Here is a 13,944-nt window from a genome sequence, read left to right as displayed (position 1 = left end):
ACAAAATGCCACCAAATTAGAAGAAAGCCGCGCCCATTAACCGACATATTCCATCCGCGGACTCGGGTATAATGATGTTAATATATCTATCATTATTAGTAATTTATATGTAGTTGGTCAGAGGTTAAGAGATAAAGTAGAGATGGATAGCGGAGAGGGAGCTTGGGACGCAGCCGTCACTGTACTTGAAATAGATTTCTTGCTAGAGGAATAGGCATTAATAAAAATGGAGTCCAGTATTTGAGCTGTAACAAGGATTGTTATTGCTATTAGGTATGATGGAGGAATTAAGCATGGCGATGAATTCAAATGATGCCTCGCGCAACCACATTAGGCTACGCTTCACAGAGGGCGTTAAGGCAGAGCTGCGGCTAATTAGTAAAGATGGACAATTGTTGACGCCATCTACGACTACAGTACTTCTACTTAATTTAAGCCAAAATGGTTTATGCTTCTTATCCGGCTTGCAATTACCGATTCAATCCAATTATCTTGTTGAATTTCGAATGACGATTTCGAATGTGCAGATTATGATTCGCGGTCGGATCGTTTGGAATTTGAAACAAGATAATCAATTCGCTCATGGCGTGTTATTTGAATGCTCGAATACACTTCGCTCTCTTATTATTGGTGTCATGAACCAAGAAATATTAGAAAGTCAGCCACAGCAGAAAAAAATTCATTATTTATACAGCAGATTATTGAATACAAAACGGCTGTATTACAGTAGTTAACGATCTGATAGGAAGTAGAATTCAATAACAACTTAGAAGGGGGACATGCCTTGAAAATTATTTTGTTATCAGGCGGATCTGGAAAGAGATTATGGCCTTTGTCGAATAGTAGTCGAGCAAAACAATATTTAACTGTACTGGAGAGTCCAAACGGCGGCATGGAATCAATGCTGCAGCGTATATGGCGCCAGTTGGAAGAGTCGGATTTGCAGGAGCATACTCGCATTTCGACTTGCCGTGAGCAGGTGGAGATTTTACAAAGACAGGTTGGTGTAAAAGCACCGCTTATCATTGAGCCTGAGCAGCGTGACACGTTTCCTGCGATAGCGTTATCCGCTGCTTATTTGTATTCAATCGCGGGCGTATCTTTAAATGAAACGGTCATTGTCATACCAGTTGATGCTTATGTAAGCTGTGATTTTTTCTCATGTATAAGAGGACTTCCAAAGCTGATCAGAGAAAGCAAATCTGAGCTGCTAATGGTTGGGACTAAGCCGAGTTATCCTTCAGAGCAATATGGATATATCGTTCCAGAAGCCAATCGGCACAGCAATGATGATGACAGCTATGAACGTAGAGTACATTCATTCAAAGAGAAACCGTATGAGGCTGAAGCTAATCAATTAATAAAAGGCGGAGCGTTATGGAATAGCGGTATTTACGCTTTCAAGCTTGATTATATGATTACTTTGCTCATGAATCGCAGGCTGCCTATCCATTATGATGAACTATATAAACAGTATACGAAAATTCCTAAATCAAGTTTCGAAATTGAAGTATCGCAAAAAGAAACCTCTCGTTCAGTTATTTGCTACGACGGTGAGTGGAAAGATCTTGGCACATGGAAAACATTATCCGAGGAGCTGGCCTTTGAACGACTAGGCATGGGCGAAATATCGGATGACAGCGAGCAATCCCAGCTCATCAATGAGCTGGACATTCCTATCTCCATTATTGGGCTTACGAATGTGATTGTTGCGGCAAGTCCCGACGGCATTTTGGTTACTAGCAAAAATGCGAGTAATGAGCTGGATGCGAAGCTTAAGCTCATGAATGAGCGTCCAAAGTATGAGGAGCGCCGATGGGGGCATTCCAAAATTGTTGATTGCGTTGTCTTGTCATCAGGAACTCATTGTGTTACAAAGCGGGTTTTTGTTGCAGCTGGCCAAAATATAAGCTATCAAATGCATTTTAAGCGAAGAGAAGCGTGGACCATTATCTCAGGAGAGGGAGTGCTTATTCTGGATGATCTGTACCGTCACGTTGAGCCAGGCGATACCGTATCGATTCCGGAGAGAACGAGGCACAGCCTGCGGGCAATTACGGACGTTGAGCTAATTGAGGTTCAAACAGGCAAACAGATTAATGAGGATGACATTATACGGCTTGGAACGACATGGGATGAAATCACTAGTCAATTAAATAGTGTATAATATGCTGTTAAAGCATGTTTGGGATGGATTGCAAATCGACGTTATGATAGAACTTCTGCCATTTAACGCTTAATGCCGTTTTTAATGTTGAGGTTGATACAATCATTACGAAAGAGAGAGGGAGCGATCTATCGAATGATATGTTCAAAGGACCGTTTTTATTGTGTTAGTTGCGGGGAGATGCTTTTAAGTCCTGAAGCAGATATTTTGTTTCGAACAGGATTTTTCCGAGTGGTACATCCAATGGGTTATTGCTTAACATGCAGCGTGGAGCAGGATAGGCTGGATGCTATAGTAGGATCGCCGGGTAAGACCAGTAACTATGACTATAAAATGTTCCTTCGTGCAGATGCGAAAGTTGCCGAACATGTTATACAGCCCTATCGCACAAATGATAATGAGAGCCTCTGCCCTACAGTTTAACTGTAGAGTGGAGGTGTATTTTTTTGTAAACTACCAATTGTTTCCTTAATCGTTTATAATGAATAGGATTTGGATTTTTGAAGGAGGAGCACAAATATGGATCAGCCTATTGTTAAATTAAAAAATGTAACCAAAAAAATCGGCGGCAGAACGATTATTGATCGCTTAACGCTTGATATCCCACTTGGGGAAGTATTTGGTTTCCTTGGTCCCAACGGCTCGGGTAAAACCACTACGATTCGAATGATGGTTGGCTTAATGTCGCTCACAGATGGTGAAATCACTATTGGAGGACATAGCATTACAAAGGAATACGAAAAGGCAATTCGCCATGTTGGAGCGATTGTTGAGAATCCTGAAATGTACAAATACTTGAGCGGCTATGATAATTTAATTCATTATGCACGAATGATTCCAGGCATTACAGAGCATCGTGTTCATGAGGTTGTTAAGCTTGTTGGTCTTGAAGGGCGAATTCGGGATAAGGTGAAAACCTATTCGCTCGGCATGCGGCAGCGGCTTGGCGTAGCACAGGCTATTTTGCATAAACCTCAGCTGCTTATATTGGATGAACCTACGAATGGCTTGGATCCGGCAGGGATAAGAGAGCTTCGTGATTATTTGCGCATGCTTTCCAAAGAAGAAGGTATTGCTGTATTTGTATCGAGCCACTTATTATCTGAAATGGAGCTTATGTGTGATCGTGTCGCGATCATTCAAAATGGCAAGCTCATAGACGTGCGAACCATTAAGGGCGAGCATGCAGCCAAAGTACATAACCGTGTTGTTATTGAAGTGGACAGTCAGCAGGCTGCGATGGATGTGTTGTTCACATCTGGCTTTTCCGCGGTGCTTGAAGGCAAAGATGCCATAGCGGTTGAGACGGATAAGGAAAACACAGCTGCCATTAATGCTTCTCTCGTTCATGCTGGAATCAAGGTTTATGGCATTCGCGTACAGGTTAAGACACTTGAAGACCAATTTTTAGAAGTGACAGGAGGGGAACGAATTGGGTAATTTTTTGCCGCTTATTCAAAATGAGAATATGAAAATTTACCGTCGTCCTCGCACATGGGTGATGACCGGTATATTGGTTTTGTTAGTTTTGGCTATTTCTATTTTATGGGTAATATTCGGCGGTAGAGATGCTTCGATGTGGGATGTTGCTTTTATGGAATCCTCCATTTTGTTTCTGCTCGTTACGATCTTTACCGTAGTAATCGCTGCTGGCGGCGTTGCTGAGGAATTTACGAGTGGCACCATCAAGCTTCTGCTTATCAGACCATGGTCACGCTCGAAAATATTGTTGTCTAAATATATTTCGATCATGATATTCGCTCTTTTGCTTGCTATTGTACTGTTTGCTACGACGATATTCGTGAACTGGATTTGCTTCGGCATTAATGCGTCGCCAGATATAAAGCCAACCTTCGTTGGAGATGAAGGAACGAATCCATTTTCGTATATGCTTAAGTATTATGGCTTAACGTTAATTTCGCTTGTTGTTACCGTAACGCTTGCGTTCATGCTCTCTACTGTATTCCGCAGCAGCGGTTTAGCGATTGGTATGGCATTGTTTCTTCTTCTAGGCGTGAACAGCTTTATTGGTTTAATTGCGATGCTCGATTACAATTGGATCGATTATCTATTGTTTATTCATTTGAATCTAACGCAATACTTGGATGGAAATCCGATGAGAGAGGGCATGACCTTAGGCTTTTCGCTTGTGGTGCTCGGTGTTTATTATGCTCTATTCATCGCCATTACATGGTATACCTTTAAGAAACGCGATGTTGCAGCTTAGACTTTAGATGAATTAAAAAAGCCGTTTCTATACATGCTGCTTCTTCGGAAGACATGCACGTGTAGAACGGCTTTTTTGCTGTACTATCCTGCTTGGCGAGATTTCTCTTTGGATTCTTTAATTACTGCTTCTTTACCGATGATTTGTGGTGGATCGGATTCTACTGGCACACGATTTTTGCTGTCAGCTGCTTGCTCCATGTAGCAGTTGCCATTCAGCTTGCCGCCATCTTGAATGATAAGTGTTTGGGTTGTAATTGCCCCCGTTAACGTGCCGGAGGAAGTAATGATTAGCCTCCCCTTGGTGACGATATCTCCGAACACCTTTCCTGCAATGGTAATATCGCGCGCCGTAATATTCGAGCGAGCAAGGCCACATTCTCCAATGATGACGTCAGCTTTGCATTCGATATCGCCTCGGTGCTCCCCTTCAATGCGAAGACTTGCTTCACAAATTAGCCGGCCCTCGCTTATCGTGCCTTGGCCAATTAATGTATCAGTGGCTGCCAGCCGCTTATGGTCCTTGAACATAAACATTAATCCTCCTTTATTAATGACAAAAATGGTAAAGGGTTAACAGGCTCGTTTTTCTGCATAATTTGGAAATGCAAATGCGGACCAGTGCTTCTGCCGCTCGATCCGAGCAAACCGATCTTTTCGCCTCGAACGACGGTGTCGCCTTCTTTCGCTTCGATTTCCTTTAAGTGCATATAGGCGCTTTGCAGGCCTCCGAGATGATCAATGATAATATACTTGCCCAGTGAGTTATTGAAGCCAGTGTCCGATACAGTGCCGTCTGCTGCGCTAAATATGGGATCTCCTAGCTTGCCAGTGATGTCTAGTCCAGCGTGGAAAGCCGTTCGTCCGGTAAAAGGATCTCTTCGATAACCAAATCCAGAGGTCAGCATTTTGGAGCGTGTCGGCCAGCCGGAAGGATAAGCATCGACGGAGACTCGCGTCGCTTGTGCGAGCTGCAGCGTCAACGTTAATGAATCCTCCATCGTCTCGACCATCCGCTGCAAATCGGCGAGATGAAGTCCTGTTTCCTGTGCGAGCAAAACAAACTGTTTGCTTTGCTTCGAATCGTTAAAGCTCCGATTTCCTGTTGAGGAAGTATCGGAAAGAATTTTTACAGTTGTCTCACTTTTGTCTATTGGCGTCAGATAGGTAGAGGTTTCAAGTTTACTGCCATAGTTTGCGATAAATTGCTTCAGCTTTAGTTCGAGCTGCTGCAGATCATCGATTTTCTCTTTCATTTCATTTGCTTGCTCTGACAATCCGATTATTTCTTGCTGCAGCGAGACAATAGCTTCGTTTTTATCGGAAACGGTTTGTGCAAATAGTTCGTCTTGTTGTGACATCTGTTCTTCCAGTTGGTTCATTTCATAGGCCGACTTTATTTGAAGCCCCGCAATACAGCCCGTAACTGCTATTACTACCGCCGTTGGAGCGGCAAAGACCGATCGCTTTGAAACGTGAAACTGTTTAACGGTTTTGTCAGCGCCGCGCAGCACGACAAAAGACCATTTTGGCTTCTGGACTCGTTTCAATAGACTTCTCCTTCCTACTTAAGATTGGCTATAAACGATCAGAACGTTCTATTGCTATTTATTCTTAAACGAAGTAAAACATGCCATAAAACTTGTGTGAAACATACAAGAAACTTGCGTGAAACTTGTATGAAACGAGAAAGACTGCCCGTCGCACATGAATTGTGCAAGCGGGCAGTCTTTGTAATACGAGATCATCACAACACTTTATTGTGCCGAAGCAAGCTCGATTTGGGCAACTGCTTCCTCTATACCTGGTGTCATTGCAAATGTACGGCCTTGCTGCTGCTCGGCTGGAAGTGAAGCTAGCTGACCGATTCTTCTTTTAACTTCGTTAGAGAGATCGACAACCTGCTGAGCATATTGATTTGCTTTAGCTTCATCCTTGTCAGTTAGTGCAGTTTGATTTGCTTTGGCGTATGAGGTTATCGCAGCTTCATATAGATTGATATCCCAAGGGAATTTTTTGACGCCTTCATTAATCGTTGCTAGCGACTCTTCAAAAAGCCCTTTTTCTTGCAGAAAACGATATTCCGACATTAGAAGGCTTCGATTATAAGGATCATATTTTCTGCCTTCTTTTACAGTACTAAGAGCTTGGTCAAGGAATGTAGCGGTGTTCGTTTGCTTATAAGCCTGCTCCAGCCAGTCAGCTTTCGTTAGCTTATAATAAGGCTGTGTTGGTGAAGACTTAATGGCACGATCAAGTATAGGCAGAAGTTGTTCTAAAGAAGTTTGCTGCCCAACTGCCAAATCGATAGCTTTATTATAGTTACTAGTTGCGTTAGTTTCTCGAATGGAAATGACTAGAAGGAATATAGACAATAACGCCATAACCGCTGGATATGCGATTTTTGGCCAAGATTTATTAAGCTTGCCATTCATGCGTTCGATTATTAGCTTGTGGCTATATGGAGCAAGCATACAACCGAGAGAAATAAAGACGAGAGAGATAATATAAATATAGCTCATATCAAAATCGATCACACTGTGGACTAGCAGCGCCAAAGAAAAAATGAAAAAGACAAAATGGCTGCCTCTAAGCTCGGGATAACGAATAAAGGATCGGATGTATAAAAAATATACAAACGCGAGCAGTCCGACGACTGCTAATAGACCAAGCCAACCGCTCTCCACAAGAACTTGTACAAAGAAGCTATGTGCTTGTCTGCTCCAATAAGGGTTATTCTGATATTGCTCAAACATGGCTTGCCAAGCGCCGCCGCCTCCTCCAAGCAGCGGGTAATCCTCAGCTACACGAAGACCGTCTTTGTAAAAGGTTAAACGTTCCAAAACGCTGTGCTGTTGGAGGTTAATATTTTCAAAGCGTGCAGCAATTTTGTCAGGAAGCAAGCCGCGAATAGCACTGCTGCCAAGAAGGCTGACCGCTGCTACAGCAGTAAGCACGATTGTAATGACAGGCACAGCCGCAAAAGACCATTTGTAAGAAGAAAGCTTGGTAAGCTTCGTTTCTAGGAAAGCAGCAGCTTTGGCATGATAAAGCATGATAAGGCCAGTAACAATGAGTAGGCCGAGCACAAGTAATCCCCAACCCTGCATAGGCAGTGAACTGAACAAGGAGATTGTACTTGGTGCTTTTGTTTCAGTCGGTTGAACTAGTATAGCTATTTTATCAGCAATCGTTGTTAGTTTTCCAAGGACAGCCATGGAAACCATTACAGATACGCCCATAAACACGATGTATGTAATTTGCTTCGTTAAGCGTAAGAAAGGCAGCACAATAAGCAGCATAACTGGAATAATAACAATTGCACCGCGTGAATAAGTGAGCATGAATGAAATCCAAATCGGTACAAGCATGGCAGCATGAATGATTCTTGCAGATGGACGCACGCAGTGAACTGCATAATACAAACTAACTAGAAATAAAGCGACTAGGAAGCCGGCGTATGAGTTTGAGTATTGGAATACCGACGAAAGGCGGTAGCCGTCATGTGCAAGCCATAGCGCATCCTTATAATAGAGTTGACCAAAAAGGTTGAGTAAACCAAATAGAACGATTAAATAAGAAGAGAGCATAACCGCGTATTCAATCGTTTTGCGGGTTAGCTTATTTTCTGCAAAATACAGAGCGCCTATGAATAAAGCAGCAAGTAGGAAAAATACGAGAGTCATAAACTTCGCATAATAGGTTGAAACCGCCTGTAATGATGACAACCAATAAATGAAGGGAAGCAGCATGACGGCAATCGACAAAATTCCGCGATAACTGTTCATCTGTGAGTTGCGATACACATAAAATGCAGTAAAGGCAAGCATCACGTAACCGAAGATGAGTGCCCCATAAATAGGGCCTTCAAAGCTTAATTCGTAGCCGTTAAACAATGCTCTCTCATAGGGGAAGATGACTAGAAATAGAGCGATTCCAATAGCCCCAATCCACCTCAAAAGCGCAAAATCAGCATTTAAAGTGTTCGTATTCCTTTTTGATTTGTTCCGTGCACTCATTCGTATGTACTCCTCATCCATCGTTATGTAGATATAAAACATTTAGCTTTATTTGTATTTTAACAAATGGGGGAGTAGATTACTATATTAGGAGAAGCGATTTGTATGTAGTTTACAAATTTGTAGAATATGAGGTTTTGTCGAAATAGAGAGGGAATCGGAAAAATTCTACAATTTATTCGGTCAGGGGCCCAGATTAAGGTATGATTATAGGTGGAATTTTGGTAAGATAACGAAGGTGGAGTAGATTTTATTGGAGGATTTGAAAAGAGATGAAGATAAGAAAAGCTATTATACCGGCAGCAGGTTTAGGAACCAGATTCCTACCAGCAACAAAAGCTATGCCAAAAGAAATGCTTCCAATTGTTGATAAACCAACCATACAGTACATAGTTGAAGAAGCTGTTGCTTCAGGAATTGAAGATATAATTATTGTAACAGGCAAAGGAAAAAGAGCAATTGAGGATCATTTCGATAGCAGTTTTGAATTGGAAAATAATCTTCGTGAAAAAGGGAAATTTGCATTACTAGATGAAGTACAAAGGTCTTCTAATATGGCAGATATCCATTATATTAGACAGAAAGAACCAAAGGGGCTTGGACATGCTATTTGGTGTGCTCGTAAATTTATTGGAGATGAGCCATTTGCAGTTCTACTTGGTGATGATATTGTTCAAGCAGAGGTTCCTTGTCTAAAACAGATGATAAATCTATTTGAACAAAATGAATCTTCAATTATTGGTGTGCAGCCAGTACCATATAATGAAGTAAGTCGCTATGGTATTGTTGAAACTGAATATATTATGGAAAGATTTTATTCCGTTAAAAACATGGTGGAAAAGCCATCTATAGAGAAAGCACCATCTAACTTAGCAATAATGGGGAGATATATTCTAACACCTGCAATTTTTGAAATTTTATCTAGTCAAAAAGTAGGGGCCGGCGGTGAGATCCAATTAACTGATGCTATAGATAAGCTTGGGAAAATTGAACAGGTATTTGCATATCATTTTGAAGGCAAACGTTATGATGTAGGCGAAAAGCTGGGATTTATTAAAACTACAATTGAGATGGGCTTAAAACATGATGATCTTGGAGAAGGGTTACTTGATTATATAATTGATCTTTATCACTCAAAATTTGTTCGTTTATGATGATTGTATGTAAATATGCGTATGAAATGATCAAAATAATAGTTTTTCAGTGAATTTTAATAACAATAAATGTATATGAGGTAATTTATGTTTGCTAAGAGATTTCAATTAATTCAAAACTATTTATTATCATTATATCAAGCTAGGACGCTTTTGTATGAATTTACAAAAAGAGATTTTCAACAAAGATATAAAGGGTCATTTTTAGGCGTAATTTGGGCAATGATCTCACCATTATTAATGCTAGCTGTGTATAGCTTTATATTTGTTGTTGTATTTAAATCAAGATGGGAAAATATATCAGAGAAAAGTGATTTATTATACACTTTAATGATTTTTTCTGGTTTAATACCATTTACGATTTTCTCTGAATCAGTTAACCGTTCTGTAAGTGTGTTAACTCAAAGTGCTAACTACATTAAAAAAGTAGTAATTAAGTTGGAAATTTTACCAGCAAGCATTGTATTATCCACGGCGATTAATAGTTCATTTTCAATATTACTTTTAGTAATTGGCAAGATTGTTTTTTTGGATACACCTAATGGTGTATTAATATTTGCTCCATTGGTTCTGTTTCCTACAATCATTTTGACTTTAGGAGTATCTTTAATTGTTTCAGCATTAGGAATTTATCTGAGAGATTTAGTGTATATTGTCGGACTTATCATAAATATTCTCTTTTATATGTCTCCTATATTTTATTCAACATCGCTAATTCCAGAAAGATTTAGAGTGTATCTTGAAATTAATCCTTTAAGTCCGATAATCAAAATGTATCGTGATATCTTTATTAATGGACAGTTATTTTCACTTACTAGTTACTTTGTAACATGTATAATAGCTATTTCGTTTTTAATAGTGGGATTAACAGTTTTTAATTTTTTAAGGAAGGGATTTTCTGATGTTATCTGATGAAACAGTTCTAAAGATAAAAGACATAAGTAAGTCATATAAAATGTATGATTCACCAGCTGCGAGATTGTTGGATTTTTTTGATAAAAAAGGAGCAGGCAGATTTGAAGAGTTTCATGCATTAGATAGCATTTCATTTGAAGTGAAACGTGGCGATACCGTTGGGATTGTAGGCAAAAATGGTTCCGGTAAATCAACGCTACTTCAAATACTTGCTGGCACTGTAACTCCTACTTCAGGTTCTATTGAGATAGTTGGAAAGGTTGTAGCATTACTTGAGTTAGGTTCAGGATTTAATCCTGAGTTTTCCGGTCGAGAGAATGTTTATTTAAATGCAGCCATTTACGGAATTAGTAGAGAGGCAATACAAAACAAATTTTCAGAAATTGAAAAATTTGCGGATATTGGAGATCATATTGATCAACCAGTAAAGACTTACTCAAGTGGTATGTTCGCAAGACTTGCTTTTTCTGTTGCTATTAATATGGAACCGGATATATTAATAATAGATGAAATATTAGCAGTAGGCGATGTTGCATTTCAAGCGAAATGTGTTTCTAAAATGAGGCAGTTAAAAGAAAAGGGAGTCACACTATTATTTGTAAGTCATTCAGTAGATTCGATTAAATCAATGTGCAATTCAGCGATTTTGCTTAAAAAAGGGAAGATGATTGAACAAGGAACAGCGGAGAGAATAACTAATCGATACTTAGCAATGGTTAGAGAAGAAATGAACGAAAATGTCGAGGATACTAAACCAATAAATAATGAGCATTTCGTTGAAGAAACAAATGCTCTTAAAGATAGTGATACAAGTGCTTTTAAATATGGAACAGGCGAAATTAGATTTTTAAGTGCCTATATGAGTAATGAAAAAAATGAGTTAACAAAAGTGTACGAGTTTGGAGAACAAGCTACACTTGTTTGTGAAATAACTTCAGATATTGTTGCAGAAAATATAAATGTTTCTTTTTTGGTTAGAGATATTACTGGAGTTGATTTATTTGGAACTACTATGTTCGATGAGAATGTTACATTGATTTCAGTAATACCAAAAGAAAAAAAACAAATTAGGTTTAAATTTCCAGTATCTTTGCGACAAGGAAGTTACTCTATATCTGTAGCAGTTAATGAAGTTACAAATCGTGATTATTCTGATACCTATTTGTATGAGCAAATTGATGGTATTACAGCATTTGAGGTTATCCGGAAGCTGGATCGTCCAGTGCATTATAAGGTGTATATTCCAATTGAAATAAAATTATAAGGGTGAGTATTTTATGACTAATAATATATATGAAAATGAAGCATGGTGGCAAGAAAATGGGTTTGATTGGGCAAATGAAGTTGATAAAAGAAGAGCCATGCAACCATTATATGGTATTCAAGAAGTTGTTTTGACCAGTATTTTTTCAAATATGCCAAAACAAACAAAGGTTTTGGAGTTTGGTGTGGGTTTCGGTAGGCATGCAGAATATTTAGATATGATCCCTAATGTTGAATTTTATGGTGTTGATCAAAGCCCAACTATGCTGGAGAGTTTAAAGGAACGTTTTCAAAGCCGTCAAGATTTAATTAACAGGATAACATTGATCGAACCGAGGTCGAAGTTACCATTTCCTGATAATTACTTTGATTTTGTATATACAGTTTCAGTGCTAATTCATATACAACCGGAACATTTAAGTGGGATACTAGCGGAATTGGTGCGTGTCTCAAAGCATGGTATTCTCCATTTTGAGAACAATTTCATACCAAACTCTACTCTGCAATTTCCTGATCATAACGGCTGTTGGCAGCATTCAATTATAAAAGAATATGAATTAATAGGACAATCATGCACGTTGATGACTAAAGTAGCAGATGAACAGGACTTATATTATACACAACTTACAGATATATGGCCTAAAGGTCATCTGGAAAATCAGGTTATGTTTTCAAGGCTTAAGCTAATGGATCAAAGGATTAGACCTAATATTTTAAAGTTTGAAGGTGAAGTAGGCTGGCGTACACAAGAATTAAAGATGCGTATTGAAAAAGAGTTTCAAATGACATCTGAATTAAATGAGTTTCAAGAAAGAGACATACAGAATACGAAAGAGAAAGAAGCTATCAATAAACGTATTTTAGAGCAAGAATTAAAAATTAATAATTTAATTGATGAGAATAACGAAAAAACTGTTATTTTGCAAAATAAGATTACAGAAGAAACTCAGTATAAAGAGGAAAATCTAGTATTACGTTCTCGAGTCATTTATCTTGAATCCCGGCTACACGAGATTGAGTCATCTCTTGCTTGGAGAATAATAAATAAACTTAGAAATATGGATCGTATCTATCGTTTAACAAAACCTTTGCGCAAAACACTTCATATTATAAGAAAATTAAAGAAAAATGATGTAGTTTCTGTAGACATAATACCTCAGAATATGATCCAAGAATCTAAAAATGATGAAATAAAGTATAAAGAATTGATTGGACTATTGTCAGCAGTTCCTTATGAAAAAAACATTTCTATTCATCAGCCAGAGTGGCTTGGGGTCACCAATTCTACAAATGAACTGTTTTCATTCGTAGTGCCGGTCAAAGAACTGCATGATAGCAAAGAAATTAAATATATTGCTTCACTAATCAATAATAGAAAACCCCTTAGTATTACCTTTAGTGGTTTTGCAATTGGTTATTTTCAACTTGCTAAAATGTTGAAGGAATTAAATCCAAACTTATCATTAAAAATATTTTGGCATGGAAATACAACACATATGTATGAGGATTACTCTTGGTATAGGTATCAAGAAATAATTCAACTTGTAAATGAGGGTATAATTGACGCATGGGGTTTTGCTAAACAGAGTATGGCAACTTTATATGAACAGAAAGGATTTCCAAGTTTTTTTATACTAAATACAGTTAATCTAGATAAAAAAATACTACGTAAATCTATTCAAGTTGAAGATAAGATTGTTAGGATTGGTGTTTATGCATCTGGAAATACGTGGAATAAAAATGCTTTTACTCAAATAGCGGCAGCTGCGCTAATTGATAATGTTCAAGTAAATGCAATTCCATACACTTCAAGGATGAAAGAGTTTGCTCAGCAATTAAATATTGATTTTAAGGGTATTGAGAATGCTGTGCCGAGGGAAGAGTTATTAAACCAAATGATGACTAATGATATTAATCTGTATGTAACATTTTCCGAATGTGCTCCTTTGCTTGTCTTGGAAAGTTTAGACATGGGGGTTCCATGCCTTACAGGTCCAAATCATCATTACTTTCAAGGAAGTCCACTTGCAGATTATCTAATTGTTAGTTATCCTGATGACCCGGTAGAAATATCTAAGAAAATCCAGGTTGCTCTTCAAAACAAAGATGAAATAATTCGGTTATATCAAGAATGGAAAGTGGAAAATAATAGACTAGCGAAGCAGAGTATAGAGACGTTTCTTGGAGGAGAGCGTTGAAA

At 38.6% G+C, this 13,944-nt stretch carries 11 protein-coding genes; 8 read left to right on the top strand and 3 right to left on the bottom strand.

Annotated features, from left to right (window positions below; translation table 11 throughout):
* Positions 1-293: 293 nt before the first annotated feature.
* The 4 genes from AC1DOV_RS21185 to AC1DOV_RS21170 all read left to right on the top strand — a co-directional run bounded on the left by AC1DOV_RS21185 (position 294) and on the right by AC1DOV_RS21170 (position 4,394).
* Positions 294-734: a PilZ domain-containing protein gene (locus tag AC1DOV_RS21185; RefSeq protein WP_076268921.1), complete on the top strand. Its 441-nt coding sequence runs from the start codon at positions 294-296 to the stop codon at positions 732-734.
* A gap of 50 nt (positions 735-784) precedes the next feature.
* Positions 785-2,167: a sugar phosphate nucleotidyltransferase gene (locus tag AC1DOV_RS21180; RefSeq protein WP_477551003.1), complete on the top strand. Its 1,383-nt coding sequence runs from the start codon at positions 785-787 to the stop codon at positions 2,165-2,167.
* A 519-nt stretch (positions 2,168-2,686) separates the two neighbouring features.
* The gene (locus tag AC1DOV_RS21175; RefSeq protein WP_441876309.1) at positions 2,687-3,607 is read left to right on the top strand and encodes an ABC transporter ATP-binding protein; all 921 of its coding nucleotides are present in this window, start codon (positions 2,687-2,689) and stop codon (positions 3,605-3,607) included.
* Positions 3,600-4,394 carry an ABC transporter permease gene (locus AC1DOV_RS21170; RefSeq protein WP_076268918.1) on the top strand — a complete coding sequence of 265 codons (795 nt, stop codon included), beginning with the start codon at positions 3,600-3,602 and terminating at the stop codon, positions 4,392-4,394. The genes AC1DOV_RS21175 and AC1DOV_RS21170 overlap by 8 nt, the downstream gene beginning before the upstream one ends.
* Before the next feature lie 83 nt (positions 4,395-4,477).
* Here the strand turns inward: AC1DOV_RS21170 and AC1DOV_RS21165 are convergent, their stop codons facing one another.
* The 3 genes from AC1DOV_RS21165 to AC1DOV_RS21155 form a co-directional block, all read right to left on the bottom strand.
* Positions 4,478-4,924, bottom strand: a complete 447-nt coding sequence (locus AC1DOV_RS21165; protein WP_477551002.1) for a bactofilin family protein — start codon at positions 4,922-4,924, stop codon at positions 4,478-4,480.
* 5 nt (positions 4,925-4,929) lie between these two features.
* Entirely contained in the window at positions 4,930-5,943 is a 1,014-nt protein-coding gene (locus AC1DOV_RS21160; protein ID WP_441876316.1) for a peptidoglycan DD-metalloendopeptidase family protein, read from the bottom strand.
* 207 nt (positions 5,944-6,150) lie between these two features.
* Positions 6,151-8,412 carry an O-antigen ligase family protein gene (locus AC1DOV_RS21155; RefSeq protein WP_477551001.1) on the bottom strand — a complete coding sequence of 754 codons (2,262 nt, stop codon included), beginning with the start codon at positions 8,410-8,412 and terminating at the stop codon, positions 6,151-6,153.
* Between the two features lie 272 nt (positions 8,413-8,684).
* On the opposite strand from AC1DOV_RS21155, the gene galU reads away from it, so the two are divergent.
* The 4 genes from galU to AC1DOV_RS21135 all read left to right on the top strand — a co-directional run bounded on the left by galU (position 8,685) and on the right by AC1DOV_RS21135 (position 13,942).
* Complete coding sequence (gene galU / locus AC1DOV_RS21150; protein ID WP_477551000.1) at positions 8,685-9,566, top strand: UTP--glucose-1-phosphate uridylyltransferase GalU; 882 nt, start codon at positions 8,685-8,687, stop codon at positions 9,564-9,566.
* 87 nt (positions 9,567-9,653) lie between these two features.
* Positions 9,654-10,478: an ABC transporter permease gene (locus AC1DOV_RS21145; RefSeq protein WP_441876324.1), complete on the top strand. Its 825-nt coding sequence runs from the start codon at positions 9,654-9,656 to the stop codon at positions 10,476-10,478.
* Positions 10,468-11,745, top strand: a complete 1,278-nt coding sequence (locus AC1DOV_RS21140; protein WP_477550999.1) for an ABC transporter ATP-binding protein — start codon at positions 10,468-10,470, stop codon at positions 11,743-11,745. The genes AC1DOV_RS21145 and AC1DOV_RS21140 overlap by 11 nt, the downstream gene beginning before the upstream one ends.
* A 13-nt stretch (positions 11,746-11,758) precedes the next feature.
* The gene (locus AC1DOV_RS21135) at positions 11,759-13,942 is read left to right on the top strand and encodes a methyltransferase domain-containing protein (RefSeq protein ID WP_477550998.1); all 2,184 of its coding nucleotides are present in this window, start codon (positions 11,759-11,761) and stop codon (positions 13,940-13,942) included.
* Positions 13,943-13,944: the final 2 nt, after the last annotated feature.

This window comes from Paenibacillus sp. 01T47 (assembly GCF_056398245.1).
The sequence above is the reverse complement of the archived record's forward strand: the minus strand, read 5'-3'. Positions and strand labels throughout refer to the sequence as shown.

Bases quoted from the DNA above. Each gene is read 5' to 3' on its own strand.
- AC1DOV_RS21185 (WP_076268921.1), top strand. From the start codon at position 294: ATGGCGATGAATTCAAATGATGCCTCGCGCAACCACATTAGGCTACGC.
- AC1DOV_RS21175 (WP_441876309.1), top strand. From the start codon at position 2,687: ATGGATCAGCCTATTGTTAAATTAAAAAATGTAACCAAAAAAATCGGC.
- AC1DOV_RS21165 (WP_477551002.1), bottom strand. From the start codon at position 4,924: ATGTTCAAGGACCATAAGCGGCTGGCAGCCACTGATACATTAATTGGC.
- AC1DOV_RS21155 (WP_477551001.1), bottom strand. From the start codon at position 8,412: ATGAGTGCACGGAACAAATCAAAAAGGAATACGAACACTTTAAATGCT.
- galU (WP_477551000.1), top strand. From the start codon at position 8,685: ATGAAGATAAGAAAAGCTATTATACCGGCAGCAGGTTTAGGAACCAGA.
- AC1DOV_RS21145 (WP_441876324.1), top strand. From the start codon at position 9,654: ATGTTTGCTAAGAGATTTCAATTAATTCAAAACTATTTATTATCATTA.
- AC1DOV_RS21140 (WP_477550999.1), top strand. From the start codon at position 10,468: ATGTTATCTGATGAAACAGTTCTAAAGATAAAAGACATAAGTAAGTCA.
- AC1DOV_RS21135 (WP_477550998.1), top strand. From the start codon at position 11,759: ATGACTAATAATATATATGAAAATGAAGCATGGTGGCAAGAAAATGGG.